At 41.7% G+C, this 20687-nt stretch carries 15 protein-coding genes; 10 read left to right on the forward strand and 5 right to left on the reverse strand.

The features are described from left to right. Window positions 1–455 precede the first annotated feature (455 nt). A complete protein-coding gene (locus V7K40_RS16865) occupies window positions 456–1508 on the reverse strand; it encodes an aldo/keto reductase (protein ID WP_334961922.1) in 1053 nt (350 codons plus the stop codon). A gap of 254 nt (window positions 1509–1762) precedes the next feature. Continuing rightward, window positions 1763–3622: a protein kinase gene (locus V7K40_RS16870; RefSeq protein ID WP_334961561.1), complete on the reverse strand. Its 1860-nt coding sequence runs from the start codon at window positions 3620–3622 to the stop codon at window positions 1763–1765. Between the two features lie 348 nt (window positions 3623–3970). On the opposite strand from V7K40_RS16870, the gene V7K40_RS16875 reads away from it, so the two are divergent. After that, complete coding sequence (locus V7K40_RS16875) at window positions 3971–4168, forward strand: hypothetical protein (RefSeq protein WP_334961563.1); 198 nt, start codon at window positions 3971–3973, stop codon at window positions 4166–4168. A 37-nt stretch (window positions 4169–4205) separates the two neighbouring features. Here the strand turns inward: V7K40_RS16875 and V7K40_RS16880 are convergent, their stop codons facing one another. Continuing rightward, entirely contained in the window at window positions 4206–5282 is a 1077-nt protein-coding gene (locus V7K40_RS16880) for a tellurite resistance TerB family protein (protein ID WP_334961564.1), read from the reverse strand. 679 nt (window positions 5283–5961) lie between these two features. Here V7K40_RS16880 and V7K40_RS16885 point away from each other — a divergent pair. The 3 genes from V7K40_RS16885 (at window position 5962) to V7K40_RS16895 (ending at window position 9628) form a co-directional block, all read left to right on the forward strand. Then, a complete protein-coding gene (locus V7K40_RS16885) occupies window positions 5962–7890 on the forward strand; it encodes an alpha-amylase family glycosyl hydrolase (RefSeq protein ID WP_334961567.1) in 1929 nt (642 codons plus the stop codon). A gap of 505 nt (window positions 7891–8395) precedes the next feature. Continuing rightward, complete coding sequence (locus V7K40_RS16890; protein ID WP_334961569.1) at window positions 8396–9136, forward strand: hypothetical protein; 741 nt, start codon at window positions 8396–8398, stop codon at window positions 9134–9136. A 213-nt stretch (window positions 9137–9349) separates the two neighbouring features. Continuing rightward, window positions 9350–9628, forward strand: a complete 279-nt coding sequence (locus V7K40_RS16895; protein ID WP_334961571.1) for a hypothetical protein — start codon at window positions 9350–9352, stop codon at window positions 9626–9628. Window positions 9629–9975: 347 nt separating this feature from the next. Here the strand turns inward: V7K40_RS16895 and V7K40_RS16900 are convergent, their stop codons facing one another. Beyond that, on the reverse strand, window positions 9976–10380 hold the full coding sequence (locus tag V7K40_RS16900) for a hypothetical protein (protein ID WP_334961924.1): 405 nt from the start codon (window positions 10378–10380) through the stop codon (window positions 9976–9978). A 190-nt stretch (window positions 10381–10570) separates the two neighbouring features. On the opposite strand from V7K40_RS16900, the gene ppsA reads away from it, so the two are divergent. The 3 genes from ppsA (at window position 10571) to V7K40_RS16915 (ending at window position 15298) form a co-directional block, all read left to right on the forward strand. Next, window positions 10571–13066 (forward strand): phosphoenolpyruvate synthase, encoded by a 2496-nt coding sequence (gene ppsA / locus V7K40_RS16905; RefSeq protein WP_334961573.1) that lies wholly within the window; start codon window positions 10571–10573, stop codon window positions 13064–13066. A gap of 119 nt (window positions 13067–13185) precedes the next feature. Then, window positions 13186–13776, forward strand: a complete 591-nt coding sequence (locus V7K40_RS16910; RefSeq protein ID WP_334961575.1) for a GNAT family N-acetyltransferase — start codon at window positions 13186–13188, stop codon at window positions 13774–13776. A gap of 13 nt (window positions 13777–13789) precedes the next feature. Further along, window positions 13790–15298, forward strand: a complete 1509-nt coding sequence (locus V7K40_RS16915) for a phospholipid carrier-dependent glycosyltransferase (protein ID WP_334961577.1) — start codon at window positions 13790–13792, stop codon at window positions 15296–15298. Between the two features lie 286 nt (window positions 15299–15584). Here V7K40_RS16915 and V7K40_RS16920 read toward each other — a convergent pair whose 3' ends face one another. After that, window positions 15585–16745 (reverse strand): calcium-binding protein, encoded by a 1161-nt coding sequence (locus V7K40_RS16920; RefSeq protein WP_334961580.1) that lies wholly within the window; start codon window positions 16743–16745, stop codon window positions 15585–15587. Window positions 16746–17334: 589 nt separating this feature from the next. Between V7K40_RS16920 and V7K40_RS16925 the strand changes: the two genes are divergently transcribed. Genes V7K40_RS16925 through V7K40_RS16935 form a run of 3 tightly spaced genes read left to right on the forward strand, consistent with a single transcriptional unit; the run spans window position 17335 to window position 20668 of the window. After that, complete coding sequence (locus V7K40_RS16925) at window positions 17335–17619, forward strand: helix-turn-helix domain-containing protein (RefSeq protein WP_334961582.1); 285 nt, start codon at window positions 17335–17337, stop codon at window positions 17617–17619. A 12-nt stretch (window positions 17620–17631) separates the two neighbouring features. Then, on the forward strand, window positions 17632–18045 hold the full coding sequence (locus tag V7K40_RS16930) for a winged helix-turn-helix domain-containing protein (RefSeq protein ID WP_334961584.1): 414 nt from the start codon (window positions 17632–17634) through the stop codon (window positions 18043–18045). Further along, entirely contained in the window at window positions 17939–20668 is a 2730-nt protein-coding gene (locus V7K40_RS16935; protein ID WP_334961586.1) for a peptidase domain-containing ABC transporter, read from the forward strand. The genes V7K40_RS16930 and V7K40_RS16935 overlap by 107 nt, the downstream gene beginning before the upstream one ends. Window positions 20669–20687: the final 19 nt, after the last annotated feature.

The following is a 20687-nucleotide window of genomic DNA, read 5'->3' on the forward strand; positions in this document are numbered from 1 at the left end:
TCTGCGGACACAAGCTGATCCAATGCACAGAAAGAGCCGCCAGTCTGAATGCCTGTTGCCATCACGCGCCAAAGGTTGCGGATCTGCCAGAAGTTTGGAGCCGTATCTGGCGTTGTAATATAGGGGCGAGCAGTAGTCATGATTTTTTCCTTAGAAACGTTGTTTATCTTCAGAGAATTTGCCACGTTTGATGATAGTAGAGTGGCAATCCGGGCACTCCACAGCAATCCAAACCAGGGCAAAGGCATCTAAATTACTGTTGATCGCAACTTAGGATAACGCTCTTCCATCAGTCTCATGAGAGAATAACATAGTGAAGTGGCCCAAAGCCCTGTTGAGTCTATATTTGAGGACAGTTTGCCTGTCGAAACGATAAAATTTGTAGATGATTACTGTAAATGGTATAGGAAGCTGTTTTCTACTCCATTTTTTGCAACACAATCGATTAGATTGCGTTAGGTGTTTGTGACCAGTTGGCGAGGATTATCAATTGCCTCATACATGCCGCTAAACGAGTTACCGCGCATCAAGTCACTCTTTAAAAAGTCATGGGGGAAACCCAGTTCGATCTGACTGACTCGATTTAGCTGCTGCAACTGCTCTGGCGATAACGTTACCTCTAAGCACTTCAGGTTATCTTGCAGTTGTTCCAGCTTCCGCGCACCCAAAATCAGAATCATTTGTGGACTCTGGGCACGAATCCAGGCGAGCGCAATTTGAGCAGACGAGCGTCCCAACTCTTGAGCAATTTCTCCAACGGTTTGAGCAATATTCAAACTGCGTTCTGGAATGTCTAAGCCACGTGAGGTAGATTGCCCGTTGCCATTCGATTGGCTATATTTTCCCGACAGCACACCTCCCGCCAACGGTGACCACGGTGTGACTGCCAGATCGAAGGCGTTTGCCATCGGTAACAAATCGCGTTCTGGCGTGCGTTCGATTAAGCTGTACTCAATTTGCAGTGCGATAAATTGCGTCCAGCCATTGCATCGAGCTAACGTATTCGCTTCTGACACAATCCACGCAGGCGTATCGGACACGCCAATGTAAAGCACTTTACCTTGCCGCACCATATCATCAAACGTTCGCATCACTTCTTCAACGGGAGTGGTGAAGTCCCATGCGTGCAGCCACAGCACATCGACATAATCTGTGTTCAAGCGCTTCAAACTGCCTTCAAGCGATTGCATGAGATTCTTGCGATGGTTGCCGCTGCCATTAGGATTTTTGCTGCTATCTTTCATCTGATTCGATAGCGAATACTTGGTGGCAATGACAAAGCGTTCTCGATCTGAAGCAATCAATTCACCGACAATCTTTTCGCTGCTACCGTTGGTGTATTGGTTTGCCGTGTCGATAAAGTTTCCACCCGCTTCAACAAACGTCTCGAAAATCTGACGGCTCGTGTCTTTGGGCGCACCCCAGCCCCAGTCTTCACCAAAGGTCATCGTGCCGAGACACATTTCAGACACGCGCAATCCACTCTTGCCAAATAATTTGTACCGCATGTTAGTAATTTTATTGTTGGGAGTTGCAATCAAATGACCAATAATCCTTTCTGATGAAACAATACCAACTTAACGAATACATCTACCGATTGAGATATTAGGGCATCAGCCTGAGAAACTGATTGATCGCGTTCACAATAGTTTGGCACTCCTGGCGATCGCAGATAATTGGGGATAAAGAAATTAGTTTGGCTGATGTCTATTCTAGTTGCATAAAGTACTTTAAACTTTTGAGAACAATGTTTCCCAGGTAACTAACACCTTTTGGCTGTCGATGGACTTACAAAATCATGTAAATCTGCATCCCAAATGCTGATGTAAATAAAATCACATTTTTGGCGGATAATCTGACCTTTAACTGAGCCATTCTGAAAACTAAAATTATCAGACTGGCGCTGTTGTACCTGTTTAAGTCCCTGCTGAATTTCTTCAGTGGCTTGCCCATCTAACATTCCATTCAAGGTAGCCTCCATTACCTGCGGATCTACCGATTGGGCAAAAGCTACCTCAGTTTGACGCAGCACTTTAGAATTACGATCAAATAAGTAGCCAAGGTCAATTTTGTTTGGCACTAGTTTGTAAACAACAGCACGCGTCTTGCCCCATGCGCCTCTTAAATCTTGATTTGGTTTGCCGAGGGTAGCTTCTACGATGTTTCTTGCTGTACCTGTAGGGAATGCGGGGACGCTTTGTCTGCTGGTAGTGGCAGCTAATTTACTCCGGGGCTTGTTCTGTGGTGTGGAACGCACTTCTGGTGTGGGAACTGCGTTGGCATTGCCTGCTTTTGGCATCGCCTCATTCTCTGGTTCTGGCTGTGGTGTGAATACTGCTACTGGCGCTGGAGTATCTGAAGTTACAGGCTTCTTTTTTGGCAGTGGTGTGGATACAACAGGGACATTAAAAGTTGGCAAGGGATCGGGAATTACTGGCTGTTGTGGTGGTGAGATCGGTACAACTGAAACTGGAGAAGTTTGGGAAGAAACAGGTGGTTCGGGAGATGTAGGAGTGGAAGGCAAAGATTTTGGCGATGGGGTGGGACTTGTGGCAATGGTTATTTCTGGTTGTTGCTGACGAGTGATGTTAGCAATTGCGATCGCACCAAGCAAGCCACCTACCAGCAAACTACCAACGATCACAGCAGGTTTTTGCCAGTTTCCACTAGAGGAAGACTCTGCGATCGCCGAATTTTTTTGCGGGGAATATAATGGCTGGGTTTGTCGAGTCGATGTCGCAGTGGGAGAAAAAATGACTGTGGAAGCATTTGCACCTGACTCAGGAGGTATATTAGTAGCAGACTGCAAGGCATCGAAGATTTTACTAGCAGTGCTGTAGCGATCGCCAGCATGAGGTTTAATTGCCTGATTGAGTACCGCCGCCAATTGGGAAGAGACGTTAGGGGCGAACTGAAGCCAAAGTATTTCCCCAGTTTTGAGATCAGTTAGTAGTTCTTGCGGGTGTTTGCCAGTCAGCAGATAAATCGCCGTTAAACCTAAGCTGTAAATATCAGTGGCGTAAACTGGGCGGCCAACGGCTTGTTCGCTAGGCATATACCCAGGTGTACCAATGACGAGCGATCGCGTCGGGTGTCCTGGAGAATTCACCACGGAACGGATTGTTTCTTTGACTGCACCAAAATCAATCAAAACTGGCTTGCTATCAACAGAACGGAGAATAATATTATCTGGCTTGATATCCCGATGAATAATGCCTTTGCTGTGGACATAATCCAAGACTGAAAGCAGACTCAAGAGAATTTGCCTAACAGCAGTTTCACTCTCAAATCCTTTGGCTTCGATAATTTTTGTCAGGGTTTGGCCGTGAATCCATTCTTGGACGAGGTAAAATTGCCCGTTCTCAGAAAAGTAGGCGTAGAGTTTGGGAATTTGGTCACTACTTTCACCCAAATACTCCAAGGTTGCTGCTTCCCGTTCAAAGCGCTGTTGGATAAGTTGGTAGGTTTGTGGGTCATTATTGGTTATCGGTTTGAGTTGCTTAATCACACAGCGACGGCGAGATGGCATATGGACATCTTCTGCCAGAAAGGTTTCGCCGAAACCACCAGCGCCGATTACTTGGATAACTCGATAGCGATTGTTTAGCAGGGTTAAAGTCATGAAAAATCACAAGCGTAGACACCGGAGACACTTCGCCCCTGGGCTTGTCGTCAGACATCGCCCTTTCCAAATGTACATCACATGAGTTGATGAGTTATGGACACTGAATTGAGAACGCCACCGTTCCCAATACCAATTACTTATTAAACCCTAAGAACCCCATCCCGCCAAAGCTATGCTTTGTCTCCCCTAAGAGCTTGCTCTTAGGGGATTAAGGGGAGCCAGCGTTAACTAGGGGTCCCCTAAGTGGAGCATCTGGCGTATGCGGTGCAATGACTGTGGGAACCATAACTAATTAGCCGGACATGATATAAGTACAACATTTGATTAATTCGTAGCGAAATAAATTTGGCAATACCCGGTAATGCCAATGCATCGGCTGCATTGTTAATGCATCGGTTTACATTGTTAATGCATCGGTTTACATTGTTAATGCGTCGATTTGCATTGTTAATGCGTCGGTTTACATTGTTAATGCATCGATTTACATTGTTAATGCGTCGGTTTGCATTGTTAATGCGTCGGTTTGCATTGTTAATGCATTAGTTTGCATTAAAAACGCTACACTTTACGCAAAGCTGTACTAATTGAACTCTATAGTTTCAATAAACTCTAAAATACTCTCCTTGATGTCTTCGGCCTCTTCTTCAAGGGAATCAGGAGTTTCGCCGTTAATAAAGCTGTGCTGACTACTAACTATATACAAAAATTCACCACTGATAAAGGTGAGCAGCCCCCGATAAGCGTCTAATCTGATCGCAGTTCCATTATTTTCTTGCTTAGAAATTGTCGAACCTTTGGGCATATCGATTAACACGTAGTAAGCGCCTCGCAAGGTATCTTTCAGATATTCGCTATACTCCACAGAAGCATCTGGTACATTGACAAAAATCGCTTGCGGTACATACTTGTCTACTAAGATTGTTTGTAAATATTCTTCTTGTCCAACAGACTCCAGTTCCTCTAACTGTTCTAGAGGAAAAGGATAATAATCGATTCTCAGCAAAGTACCGATGTCATCAGAAAAGCCAACTACTCCTTCCTGGCTTTGAATTCTACCACCCTGCTGCGGATCAACTGGAATTTGCACAGTAAAGTTACCTAAGGGTGATTGATATGTCTGTTGAGTAAAATCTTCTATGACTACTGTTTCATCTTCGTCGTCTGTATCTTCGTCGTCTGCATCTTCGTCATCTGCATATTCTTCTTCAGTTTCTTTAAAGGCTGCAACTACTTCCTTGATGATTTCCTCTGCTTCTTCATCCTCCAGTTCTAAGGCTGCTTGTAGCTTTTTGAGGTAGGCTTGTTTCGGTTTCGGGATGGCGAGTTCATCGTCTAAAAGCACTATCACCCCAGCTGCAAAACCATCGAGCACTAATTCATCAGACAGAGATACTTTGGCGGTATTAAACAGGGGCCCAATTCCCTCTTCTTCGGCAATGCCTATGAGTCTATCAACTATTTCGGCGATTTCATCTTCTGAATATTCCTCGAAGACCTCGAATTCCCAGAGGATACCCGCTAAACTTTCTGCATCTACATCGTCAATGGATGAATCAGCGATCACAGTCACAGTTGCGATCGCCGCCACCGCTTCCTCTGGACTTAGTGATTCCTCTGATGTCTTTGGTGAGTTAAAAACCAAGTCATATTTTGTCATAATTGCTACCTAAATTAATTCTTTGATAGTAATAACAGATTGAAAGTGACAATGGTCAGTTTACCAATGCAGCGAATCTTCTAGAGAAAAAGTTGACTAACTAAGTAGGACGGCGTAAATAAAAAGGTTTGTAGTGTTCCCATAACGTCTCGTAGAGAGGACTTTAGTCCTCTGGTGCGTCCGCTACGCCAGCAAAAAAGGGCTGGAGCCGCTGACTACGAAATCAATTACAATAATTTTACATTGCAAAACACATAGTTTGATTTATTCCCACCGACTTAACTTACGTCGTTTACTCGGTATTGCTCAGGGATAACGAAACCTTGTTGAGAGCTAATCTCCAGCGCTAATTAAGCCTTGCTGTAATCAGACTCTACAAAATGCTGACTTCCCATATCATCGGCTCAATATTTACCGCTGGCCACTTTGACTAAATATTGTAAATTTTTATGATCAAGCAATTACTGTTAATAATTGCTATCTATATTGATTAGTTTTTATTCTCTAGCAAATGAATTATATCTATCGATAGAATTAGGAACTAGCTAGCGATAGATCCTTACACCGTGGGCCGGATGTCACAATACCGAAATTTGTAGTTACACACAATACTCGAAACGTTGTACTGTTGGTTCTACAAACGTGAAAACGTGAATTTCATGAAATTTTGAGTTTTTTTATGGTACAAACCCCTCCATCTCAGTTTTCACCAGATCAATACAAAGTTGATTCTGCACACGAAAAAGTACAAGCTATTATAGAAACACCACCATCAGAGACTGAGATTGACCTAGAGTTTCTTTACACCAGAGATATTGAATTTCGTCAGGAAACCATTTACTTTCTTGTGGTCGATCGCTTTTATGATGGCGATCAAGATAACAGCGAAGGTGCAAACTCAGAACTGTACGATCCAAGTAGACAAGAATGGGGTAAGTACTGGGGTGGCGACTTGCAAGGTGTCATCGATAAATTAGATTATCTCAAAAATATGGGAGTGACTGCCCTTTGGCTAACTCCACTGTTCGAGCAGGTTGAAGAATTATTTGTTGGCAATGCAGCGTTACATGGCTATTGGACAAAAGACTTTAAACGGCTCAATCCTCGCTATATTGCTGAAGGAGAGAATCCTTCTTTAAATGCTACCCAAGAAGAAAAAAATACAACCTTTGATCGGTTAATTGCGGAACTGCACAAGCGCAATATGAAGCTAGTGCTAGATATTGTCTGCAACCATAGCACACCTGATACCAGCGGTAGCAAAGGTGAATTATATGATGATGGCGTGAAAATTGCTGACTTCAATGATGATGTCAATAATTGGTATCATCACTATGGCGAAGTGCAAAACTGGGAAGACGATTGGCAAGTGCAGAACTGTGAACTATCTGGTTTAGCAACCTTCAATGAAAACAATACTGAATATCGTGAGTATATCAAGTCAGCCATTAAACAATGGCTAGACCGGGGTGTAGATGCACTGCGGGTGGATACTGTCAAGCATATGCCCATTTGGTTTTGGCAAGAATTCACTGGCGATATGAGCAATCACAAACCAGATGTATTTATTTTTGGTGAATGGATTTACAGTAATCCTGCTGACGATCTCTCAGTGGAATTTGTTAACCACTCAGGCATGACAATTCTAGACTTTGGGTTGTGTGTGGCAATCCGAGCCGCACTGGGCCAAGGTTCAGAAATGGGATTCCAAACAATTCAATACATTTTTGACCAGGATTATCGCTATAAAGGTGCAGCAGAGTTAGTCACTTTCATCGATAACCATGATATGTGCCGCTTCCAATCGCTGAACCCCGATCCAGCGATGCTGAAGGTTGCGATCGCCTTAATTATGACATCTCGCGGCATTCCCTGCATTTACTACGGTACAGAACAGTATCTGCATAACGACACCGACGGTGGTAACGATCCTTATAACCGCCCGATGATGGAAAATTGGGATACTGAGAGTGAGATTTATCGTTGCATCAGGCTGCTGTCTGGTTTACGGCGACTAAATCCAGCCGTGTCAATGGGTAGCCACTGGCAAAAATATCTCACCTCCGACATTTACTGTTATGTGCGTCGTTATCGTGACTCCCTATGTTTTGTAGCTTTAAACCGGGGAGGAGAAGTTACTCTCCCGGAAGTAGAAACAGAATTGCCCGATGGGGAACATACCTGCGTAGTGACTCGCAATAAGTATGAGGTGAAAAATGGTAAGATTTATGACTTATTACTAGAAGAACGGGGAGTGATTGTTTTCAGCCACGTTGGGGAACGGATAAAAGCACAGACAATTGTGCGCGTTCAACTCAATGGTGTGGATACCAAACCCGGTGAAATCATTGTGGTAATTGGAGATTGCCCAGAGTTGGGTAATTGGGATATCAGCAAAGCATATCCCCTAGAGTACATCAACTCGAATACTTGGTCTGCTGAGATTCCCTTTGATGAGAGTGCTGGTAAGCTGATTGCTTATAAATATGCCATGTGGCGGGAAGGGCGATCGCCTCTGCGTGAAAATCTTGTAAATCGTCGCTGGGTAATTGCTAAAGAAGGGACTGTAAAATGGCGTGATACCTGGGCATCGGGAAGAGAGTCTTAGAAATTTCAGATAAACAATGAAGTGTGAAGGAGCAAAATTTTCATCCTTCGCACTTCATGTATGTGAATTGATAGCGCTTCTCCTACCCTGCCTTAAGAGGATGTTTTAAAAGGGTCTTTTGCTCTCATAGTTAGTACAGCAAAGCATCTAAGTACATGGCGCAACCTTGATTTTGCCTTGCATTTAACCTAGTGCAGAACTGCAAATTTATACCTTTCGGCAGTTTTAAAACATCCTCTAAGCTGCTATATGTCTATGTATGCAATACTCTAATTTTTAAATACTTCTTGAATATATTTAGTTTACAGTGACCGGGATCACACCAGTTTATTAGTAAAAATAGATAGTATCAAGCACATAAACACCAAATAACTGTCAAAAGGAGGAGTTAATAGGCTCTACTTTTACAGTATAAAGGGATGCATGATACCCTGATAAGCACTAAACTCATCAGTTTTTAATTCTTACCAAGTCATCTAAAAAAATGAGAAAAAGGTAAATAGTAATGCTCGACCTATTACAAAAAAATCAATTAAGTGTTACAAAAACACTAAAAGTTAAAAATGAAATTTTGGCACGAGTTCAAGAGCGAAAGCCAGAAACTTTAAATGCCGAAATGAAATTTTACAAAACTGAATTACTTCCCTATTTTATAAAGTTGAGCCAACATAATCCTGTTTTGAGTGTAACAGAGCAATTACGGCTTTTAGTGGGTGTTTGGACACCAATATGGTCTACCATATCGTTTCATGAAAGTTTACCAAAAAGAATACAAGAGCAGTCCTTCCAAATTTTTCAGCGTGATGGTTATTGTGCTAGTATAGCTCGCTATATACTGGGAAAAGAGTCGTCTTTATCCCAGAATTTCGAATCAAATTTACCAGCTTATGATTTCATGGTGATCCAAAAATATGGAGTTCAAAATGGTAAATGGTGTCTTCAAAACATTGATAGATTTCAGGCTTTTAAAAATAGAGAAATTCCTCTAACTTTAGAATCAGTCTACAGCTGGTTTACTAATGTAGTTAATACTAAAGTCAAACTGAATGCGTCAAAACTGGCTTTGCCTAAAGCTGTCAAATTAGAAAATTTAGAGATAAATCATACTAATGAATTTCAACAAACATCCTTAGCAACTTCTCAAGTGTTTGAGAATTTATATATAGATAATGACTGGCGACTTGTGAAAACTCAAACAGATGCCTCACATCTACCTAATTACACAATTGCTGTGAGGAGGCAATAAAGATAATAATTTCTGCAAATCGAAAAGTTTTTGGGAGATGCCAAGTAAAATACTCAATCTAAAAATAAGCAAAACCAAAAATCCTACTCTTCGTTGAAAAAATACTTTATTGAAGCTGTAAAAGATGAGCTTTCTGAGTTAGGCAGTTAGGCTTTATTCCTTGGGATTTGTTAGAATGACGCCCAGAGGCTTGATAGCAAAAGAACCGAGTCTATGTCTATCCTCATTTCTCTTAGTCCAGAAGTAGAAGCACAACTTTATGAAAAAGCTGCACACGAGGGGCAAGATATAAGTGTTGTTGCTGTTGAACTGCGAACTTGTATTCTGGAGTGGGAGTTGCAAGACTCGGAAGAAGTTTTTGCAGGTATCCAGCCTAGTTTGGATAATTTTGAGGCGAGAAGTTCCTATTCATTTCAGGTGTTTGCCAAGGAACAACGCTACAAGGATAATCTACCAAATACATTTGGCGAAAATATGGGAAAGTTTCTCTAACTTTGCTCTCAAATCCCCTCTTGGGCAAACCATCTGAATAAATACCTGATCTCAAATCCAATATCTAATTTTTTTGCTATGGTGATCCCAAAGGGATTGTTAAGTACTTATACCATTTCTTTGTGAGGCTGCGCCAAATTTTTTTGGCTTCTTATTTCTTTCTTTGTGTCCTACCCTGCGGTCAGCCACAACTCTTGCAGAGGCGGCGCGAACGTGGTTCGTTCCTCATATATGGCGCATCTTCATACAGAATTGGTATTACCAGATGTCAATCAGTTGATTTTTTAGTATATATATTAGACTTTAAGTATATACAAATAATTTATCTAAAAAGTGCATCTATTTTGTTACTTATTGGGTTGGGCAATACGTATTTCGATATCCTCCAAGGTTTGTAACAATAAACGAGTTGCCTGCAATTTCCAACCCCATTTCTGAATTCTGTAAGCTAATACAGTCCCAACTACAGATGCTAACAAGCCTATGGGTTGATTTAAAGAAATTCCCACTAACAAACCTAATCCAGCAATTCCCCAAAATGGTAAGGCTACCGCTTGTCTTTGTTCTTCGACAATTTGGGTAATTATATTAGATTTTATAGTAGCAAGTAATGCCTCTTTGACTTGCTGCTGTTCTGTTGCTGATACTGTTAAACCTATTTTACGGCGCAGTTTTTCAATTTTACGGGCATCAGTGCTGTACTTAGTTAGCTCATCTTCTGCCATTTTCAGCAGTCGTTCTAGTTGCACCATTGTGGATTGCTTCAGGTATTCAGATATAGCCATTATCTCGAATAATTGTTATTTCTAGACTATAGTTTCCAATTTAATTGCACAATCCAAAATCACCTCGCTGGCTGCAAAATCTAAAATTGAAGATAGGAAAAATATACTAGTGGTTAGGCACTGATCAAATTGAGTATAAACTGAAAAGGTAATTTTTATGGTTAATGTATCTAAAAGCACTTTATCTCTATCTGCAAAAGAGCGATCGCTGATTCTGTGGTTTGATGAAGTTGGCATTGCTGATATCCCTGTAGTTGGTGGTAAAAATGCCTCACTGGGGGAAATGATTCAACAGCTAACGCCCAAAGGTATTAACGTTCCCACTGGATTCGCCACCACCGCTTATGCTTATCATCATTTCATCCAATCAGCGGGGTTAGAAGCAAAGTTACGCAAACTTTTTGCTGACTTAGATGTTGAGGATGTCAAAAATTTACGAGAACGGGGAAAAAAAGCGCGATCGCTATTAATCCATACCCCATTTCCTGTAGAATTGCGAGAGGCGATTGCTAAAGCTTATCAGAGTCTCAGTGAACAATACAACGCAGAGACAGATGTTGCAGTCCGTTCCAGCGCTACCGCCGAAGACCTTCCCGATGCTAGTTTTGCTGGACAGCAGGAAACTTACCTCAACGTTGTCGGTGCTGAAGGAGTTTTAGCAGCTTGTCATAAATGCTTTGCTTCCCTATTTACTGATCGCGCCATTTCTTATCGCCACACCAAGGGATTTGACCACTTTAGCATTGCTCTAACTGTGGGCGTGCAAAAAATGGTGCGCTCTGACTTAGCAACCTCTGGGGTGATGTTCTCCATTGACACGGAAACCGGTTTTAAGGATGCTGCGCTGATTACAGCCGCCTACGGTTTAGGGGAAAATGTTGTTCAAGGGTCTGTAAATCCTGATGAATATTATGTTTTTAAACCAACTTTAAAAGCTGGTTTCCGCCCAATTATCGATAAAAGATTGGGCAGTAAAGAACTGAAAATGATTTATGATGATGGCTCCAAGTTTACGAAAAATGTTTCGGTTTCGACCAGCGAAAGAGGTAAATTTGCACTGAGTGATGAAGAGATTTTACAATTAGGAAGTTGGGCATGTTTAATTGAAGACCATTATTCCCAAGTCCACGGCATTTTCACTCCAATGGATATTGAATGGGCAAAAGATGGGATTACTAACCAACTTTTTATTGTGCAAGCGCGTCCTGAAACCGTCCAGTCACAGAAGACGGGAAATGTGTTGCGGAGTTATCGGTTGGTATTGGGGAATAGGGAATGGGGAATAGGAAATGGGGAAAATTCCTACTCCTCACTTCCTGATTCCCAATCCCCAATCCCGCTTGTTACGGGACGTGCGGTTGGGGAAGCAATTAGTCAGGGAAAAGCACGTCTAATTTTAGATGTTCACAAACTAGACCAGTTCCAAGTCGGGGAAGTTTTGGTGACAGAGAGAACCGATCCCGATTGGGAACCAATTATGAAACGCGCTAGTGCGATTGTCACCAATTCTGGGGGGCGCACCTGCCATGCAGCAATTATTGCGCGAGAATTGGGTGTACCTGCGATCGTGGGATGCAGCAATGCTACAGAAATTTTGAAACCTGGTCAAGAGGTAACAATTTCTTGCGCTGAAGGGGAAGAAGGAAAAGTTTATCCAGGGTTATTACCTTTTGAAGTGAAAGAAGTCCCTTTAGAGAACTTACCCCGCACCCGCACTCAAATTTTAATGAATGTTGGTAATCCCCAAGAAGCATTAAGTTTATCGGCAATTCCTAACGATGGAGTCGGTTTAGCGCGGACAGAATTTATCATTGCTAACCAAATCCAAATTCATCCAATGGCGTTAATTCACTATGACTTATTAAAAGATGAATTTGTCAAATCTAAAATTGCTGAAATTACTGCACTTTACAACGAAAAACCCCAGTATTTTGTTAATAAATTAGCTCAAGGTATAGGTAGAATTGCGGCGGCATTTTATCCCAAACCAGTGATTGTGCGAACCTCAGATTTCAAAAGTAATGAATATGCTAATTTATTAGGTGGGCGACAGTTTGAACCCCACGAAGAAAACCCAATGCTGGGTTGGCGGGGGGCGGCACGTTACTATGATCAAGGTTACAGGGAAGCTTTTGCCCTAGAATGTCATGCCATCAAGCGGGTAAGGGAGGAAATGGGTTTGACGAATGTTATCCCGATGATTCCCTTTTGTCGTACTCCCGATGAAGGGCGTTTGGTTTTGGCAGAGATGGCAAAAAATGGTTTAAAGCAAGGTGTTAACGACTTGCAGGTTTATGTGATGTGTGAGTTGCCCAGTAATGTTATTCTGGCTGAGGACTTTGCTGAGGTATTTGATGGCTTCTCGATTGGTTCCAATGATTTAACTCAGCTAACACTGGGGATAGACAGGGATTCAGCGTTAGTAGCGAGGTTGTTTGATGAGCGCAGTCCTGCTGTCAAGCAAATGGTGAAAATGGCTATAAAAGCTGCAAAAAAACATAACTGCAAAATCGGCATTTGTGGGCAAGCACCCAGCGATTACCCAGAATTTGCTCAGTTTTTGGTTGAACAAGGAATTGACTCAATTAGCCTGAATCCAGATTCAGTTTTAAAGACGATGCTGGAAGTGGCAAAAGCCGAGAGTCCCGAGTAAAAAAATCCGTAGGATGGTTTGTAGTTGATTCAAGACTAGTACAATCAACAGGAGTGATATGTTGAAAGGCGTTGGCACAGCCCGTCGCAGTCATCGATCCTATTTTAACCAAAAGCAAGATGACAAATCTTTTGGAAACCGAACGCTTGATCATTCGCAGTTGGATACCCGAACGCGATGCCGAGCAAGCCTTTGTAATTTATAATGACCCTGAAGTTACGCACTTTCTCGGTAAAGCTTCTCGTGTCACAAGCATTGAGTCACTGCGTCAGCGCTTAATTGAAGGTATCAAGCGCTCGCACCGACGCAATAATGGTACTGGATCTTGGGCAATTGTCGAAAAGGAAACTACAACAATTGTGGGAACTATCCTTCTTAAACAATTGCCCGACAAAGATGGTTTACCCACTCAAGATTACGAGGTAGGCTGGCACTTGAGGCGAGCATCTTGGGGTAAAGGGTATGCAACAGAAGCAGGACGAGTTATGCTCAACTACGGATTTAGTGTTTTGAACTTGCCAGTGATTTATGCCGTAGTGAAGCCAGAAAATCATGCTTCAATCCGTGTAACTCAAAGACTGGGTATGAAACCAATAGAGACTACAAATAAGTATTACGGTATTGAGCTACTCCTGTTCCAACTAGATGCACCTGAAGAGTGGAAGGGGAGCAGGGAGAGCAGGGGAAGCAGGGGAAGAAAGAATAACTAGTATCTAATGACAAATGACTAAAAAGTGGTTCCGAATTGGCATGGTGAGTATATTTCTTCTCTCACTTGCCTTACGGTTTTGGGGACTGGAGCGATTTAACACTCTGGTATTTGATGAAGTTTACTTTGCAAAATTCGGTAATAATTATCTCACGCATACGCCATTTTTTAATGCCCATCCGCCGCTAAGTCAATATATGATCGGCATCGGCATTTGGATTGGCAGTCACATTCCTTTTTGGCACGATACTGTCAATGGACTGACAGGTTCATTGCGATCGCCTTGGACTTATCGTTGGTTAAATGCCCTCACAGGCTCATTTATCCCTTTAGTTGTGGCTGCGATCGCTTATCAATTGAGTTATCGCCCTAGCTTTGCAATCCTAGCAGGTTTGTTCACAGCTTGTGATGGTATCTTTCTAGTTGAGTCTCGCTATGCTTTAAGTAATATTTATATCGTCATCTTTGGTTTATTAGGGCACTGGTTTTTATTATTGGCATTAGATAACCAAAATCGGCGACGTTCATTTTGGTTAGTTTTTGCTGGTATTACTTTTGGTGCGTCAGTCGGTACTAAGTGGAATGGTTTATGGTTTCTGTTAGGTGCTTATCTTATTTGGATAGTAGCTTGGGTAATTAGAGGAATGCATTCTTTTCCTAACTCTAAACTCTTTTTTACATCCCTCTCGTTGAAGGACGTACAAAGCAGGAGTCAGGAAGCAGAAGTTAGTACTTATTCTCCCTCATCTCAGACACCACTACAAAACTTGACTCAGCTAAATATTTTCCAGATGCTATTTTATCTAGGAATTATCCCAGCTTTTATCTACAGCATCATCTGGATTCCCCACCTTCAACTAGATAAAACATATGGATTTATTGCAGTACATCAGCAAATTTTGAAGTTTCACTTACATTTAGGTGGCAATAGTCCTAACGTACATCCTTACTGTGCTGCCTGGTACAAATGGCCTTTGATGACTCGACCAATGGCATATTATTATCAAACAGCTGAAAGTATCACCGAACCATTACCTGTAATGGGCCCACCTTTACCTGCCGGTGCTGGACAAGTTATTTATGATGTCCATGCAATGGGCAATCCATTTTTATGGTGGTTTGGTGTCGCTGCCATGTTGTTTTTAGTAGGGATGCTGGTGTCACAATTAGTGATTTTTTGGGTGAAGGAAAAGCGTTTTTCTGTGCCTGCAACTCTTAGTGTTGATACTTGGATTGCGTTGTATTTAGTTATAAATTATGCCGCTAACTTATTACCTTGGGTGAAGGTGACGAGGTGCGTTTTTATCTACCACTATATGTGTGCAGTAGTATTTGTATTTTTAGCGATCGCTTGGTTTGTTGATCAGTGTCTTCGCAGTTATTATCAACAACTCCGGGCGGTAGGTGTCACCATTACTTTTATCATTCTGGTTGCTTTTATTTTCTGGATGCCCGTTTATTTGGGTTTACCTCTCTCCCCTAACGGTTATAAGCTGCGAATGTGGTTCAATTCTTGGATTTAATTAAAAGGGCATTGCCCAAACAGGGTATGGAGCATAAGGCATGGAAAGAATAATAACTCCTAACTCCTATTCCCTTCCCGCCATAAGATTAACAGTAAACCAAAAACTTTTTCTCCGAAGAGATTTGACTGGCCCAAAAGGAGGGTAGGGGAAACTGGAGGAGTAAAGAAAATCATTCAGTTATGGCTAAATTGGCAAAAAATATTGCTCAATTGCCATCCAATTCCTCCCCTACCGAATATCTCTAAAAGTTACACCAAATACTTTATTTTAGTGCTATTGGTTTTTAAACCAATTGAATGTCTAGATTAGCTTGGAAACCAATAGGCTTATTTTCAATGATGGCGAATCTAGAATCTTGGAAGAACAGAGAACCATTTAGGGGATCATAACTGAAGTCGCTGATGGAAGTAGCACCAAACCCTGCTTGAGAAATCTGAATTTTGTCACCTTCAACAGCCTTAAAGTCTTTGATAATGTCAACACCCTCTAATACGTTGCTAAAAACAAATTTATCTGCACCTAATCCACCAGTGAGAGTATCGTTGCCGTTTCCACCAGCGAGTATGTCATTGCCACTCCCGCCAGAAAGTATATCGTTACCGCCATTGCCAAATAACAGATTATTTTGCCTATCTCCAACAATGGTGTCACTTTGATTTGTACCTTTGACATTATCAAAGTTTATAAATGTGAACTTAGCTGTATTTCCGTCAGGAAGATTATTCACTACGAAACTTTGAGTTTCAAGGTTAGCGTTGACTGATGCATCTCCAATTATAAGGGGTGCTGAAGGAGCAATGGAGGCATCTATAGTGTTATTTTCACTAGCATCAACAACAAGTTTTTCAAAATTGTTAAGGAAATCTGTACCTAGTCCACCACTTTTTTTAAAAGTTCCATCAATAAAGATGGTAGAGCTTACACCTATTTTGCTATAATCAGCTGTATCAGTACCACCTCCACCATCTAAGGTATCGTTGCCTGCGCTGCCTCTAATAATGTCATTGCCACCTTCGCCAAATAATTGATTATCCTGAGCATTACCAGTAATGGCATCATTTTGACTTGTACCAATTACATTTACAAAATTCTTCACATTGACTATTATTGGCGGCGAACCTACAACTCTGATTTCTAGTCTTTCTTTAGATAAGTCAGCTACTATTGATACATTTGTGCTGTCAGAAGTAGCATCAATACTGTTAATCTGTCCAGTAGCACCAATGACGCCTTCAAAAAAATCTTTAAAGGTGTCAGTTCCAATAGCACCTTTTTGAATAACCACTGGTTGGATTGTTATAGGTTGTCCTAAACTGCTGTAGTCAACAACATCGTTACCATTTCCACCCTTTATGGTATCATCGCCTGCACTGCCGATAAATGTGTCATTCCCGGCAGTTCCGATCAAAGTGTCGTCTGCATCAGTGCCTATAATTGTTGCCATAATTTTGCTTCCCTGGTATTGAATTAACTGCGATTTAGTAAGTTAATATTAGCTATATTATATTAAAATTTCAAAAGCATCTAAATTTATTTTCAGAAAAGTTTTTTTATAATTTTGCTACTTTCCAATGAGTCGTTAAAATCTGTTATTATTCGTAACTCATTTAGGATTGCTATACCGTGCTCTTACGCGTGATCTATTCAATTTAAAACTGCTCTCAAAGGAATTTTCATCCGTAGTAACGGCAATTCTGCTATGACTTATATTTCTCTGAAAAAATAAAATTATCTTTACAAAAACTTTATTAAAATTCAGCGACTAATTTCGGAATTTATAAATAGGATTTGTAGCCTAACTCCATACAACAAAAGCAATATACAAAACTTTGTTATAAAAAATATCATTTATGAAAATTAAATTCGTTGCATAAAATAAAAAACAAAACGTAATAAGTATTAGAGCTACAAGGAAAAATTAGCTTTTGTATATCTCTACTTAGATGAAATAGAAGTGCCAAATCATACATCATTTACAAGACATTCGGATGTCTAAAAAACTAGTTAATTGTACGTGTATCTCCGACTACCAAATGAAAAGTGAAACAAAATATACAAATATCACTAACAGTAAGTATTTAACATCATTTCAACGTAAATTACTGTTAGGAAGTTTGGAAAAAAGTTTACCTGAATCTTACCGACAGCGGATTGAAATCATGTTGTTGGCAGATGAGGGAAAAACTCAAAGGTCAATTTGTCAAATTTTGGGGTGTTGTCCAGCAACAGCACGGCATTGGACACACATAGCCAGAACTGGGATGGCGCATCAATGGCTAGATTGTCCCATTGGTCGCCCAAAGGCTGTGAATGACTAGTATTTAGAGCGTTTGAAGGAATTAATTAACAGTAGTCCCCGCGATCATGGCTATGCTTTTCGCCGCTGGACAGCTAACTGGCTTGGAAAACATCTAGCAAAAGAATTTGAGATTGAGGTAAGCGATCGCCACATCAAGCGACTGCTCAAACAGATGGGATTATCCACACTACCAAAACCTAACAATGCTGAACAAAACAGCACTGAACAGGCTCAAGGTTCCAAAATTTTGATTGCTGACCTCAAATCGACAGCTATTCCAGATAATACCGAATTTTTACCTATTAACTTTGCAAAATTAGGAAAAGATTTAGACATTCATGGCGCAAGATATATCCGCTCAGTTAGTAACTCTGCAACAGTTCAACAATACTCTGGGTTATTCTCTTTCAACAGAGGAATTTCAACACTGTCTTCAACAAGTTAAATTTATCAACCCGAAAGTCGGCAAATTCTGGCAAGGAACTGATGTTGAATCGGGTATATATATTGCGATCGCTGGTAAGGTCAGGTTGCTCTCTAGCGCTGATGAGTTAATCACCACTTTGGAGGCGGGAGACACATTTGGGGAATTTACCTTGTTCAAAGAAGTTGACTTCAGACCTTATGGAGCAAGGGCTTCAGTAAACTTGCAACTGTGCTTTATTCCGGGTGAGGTTTTGTGGCCATTGATGGCTAAATATCCCCAAATTCGTGAGCATTTGTGGGCTAAGGCGCTATCTCGTAATCCCCAACAAATGGACTCAGATAACCCGCCAGTACTGCCATCTGACTCAAAACGACTGCATGAAACAAAGATTTTGTCAACGCCAGCAGTAGAGCCACGCGAGAAAAAGATTAGCAAAGCCTACTTTCCCAACTCCACGCAGCAAGTGGGGCATTTATTACAGCGGGTGATTCGGCGCTATCCGTTTTTTGCCCAACAAAGTGGATCGGATTGTGGTGCAGCTTGTTTAGTAATGGTGTCTCGCTATTGGGGGAAAAACTTTAGTGTAAATCGGCTGCGGGATATCGCCAATGTTGACCGCAATGGCTCATCCCTGCGGGGGTTATCCGCGGCGGCGGAAAGTATTGGGTTTAGCACGCGACCTGTGAAAGCGAGTCTTGACCAATTGGCGAAGCAAAAATTGCCTGCGATCGCCCACTGGGAAGGCAAGCATTACATTGTTGTCTACGGAATTACCCCCAAACACGTTATTGTAGCCGACCCCGCGATCGGGCAACGCAGCCTCAGCCACGCCGAATTTAAAGCCAACTGGACTGGTTACACATTGCTGCTGCAACCGACAGCCATGTTAAAGGATACCAAAGAGACTTCTACTCCTTTTTGGCAATTCTTTGAATTAATGAAGCCTCACTCCTTAGTGATGCTGGAAGTGTTTGTCGCTTCCTTATTTATCCAGATTTTTGGACTTGTTACTCCGTTATTCACCCAGTTAATTTTAGACCGAGTAGTAGTGCAGCGTTCTGAACTAACCTTAACGGCGGTGGGGTTAGGGTTACTAATTTTTAGTTTATTCCGTGTGGCGATGACAGGGTTGCGGCAATATCTATTAGACCATACAGCGAATAAGCTCGATTTAGCACTGATTGTGGGATTTATTCGCCATACTCTGCGGCTACCTTTGAGTTACTTTGAGTCCCGTTATGTGGGGGATATTATCTCTCGTGTACAGGAAAACCGCAAAATTCAACGCTTCCTCTCCGGTGAGGCGTTATCCATCCTACTAGATTTAGTCACTGTCTTTATCTATTTAGGATTGATGTTTTGGTACAGCTGGAAAATGGCGTTGCTGGTGTTGGTGATTATACCGCCTTTTTTCCTGCTAGCATTGATTGCCACACCTTTTTTACAAAAGATTTCTAGAGAAATCTTTAATGCTGTTGCTAATGAAAGTAGCTATCTGATTGAAGCCCTTTCGGGTGTGCGAACAGTTAAATCTACAGCAGTAGAACAGACAGTGCGTTGGCATTGGGAAGAGTTATTAAGCAAAGAAGTAAAAACTAACTTTTCCGGGCAAATTATCAGCAATCGCCTGCAAATATTCAGCAACACAATTGAAGCAGTAGTAACTACCATCTTGCTGTGGTTTGGGGCGTACCAAGTGATTCACAACGAGTTAACCATTGGGCAATTGGTGGCATTTAATATGCTGCTGGGAAATATTATTAGACCCTTCCAACGATTAACAGTTTTGTGGAATCAATTGCAAGAAGTGGTGATTGCGGTGGAACGGATTAATGATGTGTTGGATGCAGAACCAGAAGAGGATTTGCAGCACCAGGCGCGGCAATCTTTACCACCCATTCAAGGTAACATTCGCTTTGACAACGTGACGTTTCGCTATCACCCGGAAAGCGATATCAATATTTTGGAAAATCTCAGTTTTGAAGTACACAGCGGGCAAATGGTTGCCCTGGTGGGACGGAGTGGTTCGGGGAAAACCACAATTTCTAAGCTGGTTTTGGGGTTATATCCCCCCACAGATGGCAAAGTGTTGATTGATGGACAGGATATTACCAGTCTTTCGTTGCGTTCTCTACGCGAGCAGGTTGGGGTAGTTGACCAAGATACCTTTTTGTTTGGCGGAACGATTCGGGAAAATATTAGCTTGGCACATCCTGGGGCAACTTTGGCAGAGATTATTGAGGCGGCGCGATTAGCGGGTGCTGATGAGTTTATTAAAAAGTTACCTATGGGTTATGAAACCCAGATTGGTGAAGGAGGGGGGATGTTGTCTGGAGGACAGCGACAAAGAATTGCGATCGCTAAGGCGTTGTTAGGTAATCCCAAGCTGTTGGTTTTAGATGAAGCGACTTCCCATCTGGATGCAGAGTCAGAAAGGATTATTCAGACGAATTTAAACACAATTCTTAAGGGCAGAACCACCTTAGTAATCGCCCATCGCCTTTCAACTGTGCGTCATGCAGATTTGATTTTGGTGCTGGACCGCGGCGTGTTGGTTGAGAGTGGGACTCACCAAGAGTTGATGGCGAAGCGAGGACATTATTTTTATCTCAATCATCAGCAATTGGATGTTGCAGGGTGAAAAAAGAGGAAAAGTAAAA

This window comes from Nostoc sp. (assembly GCF_036917195.1).
Classification (GTDB): Bacteria; Cyanobacteriota; Cyanobacteriia; order Cyanobacteriales; family Nostocaceae; genus Nostoc.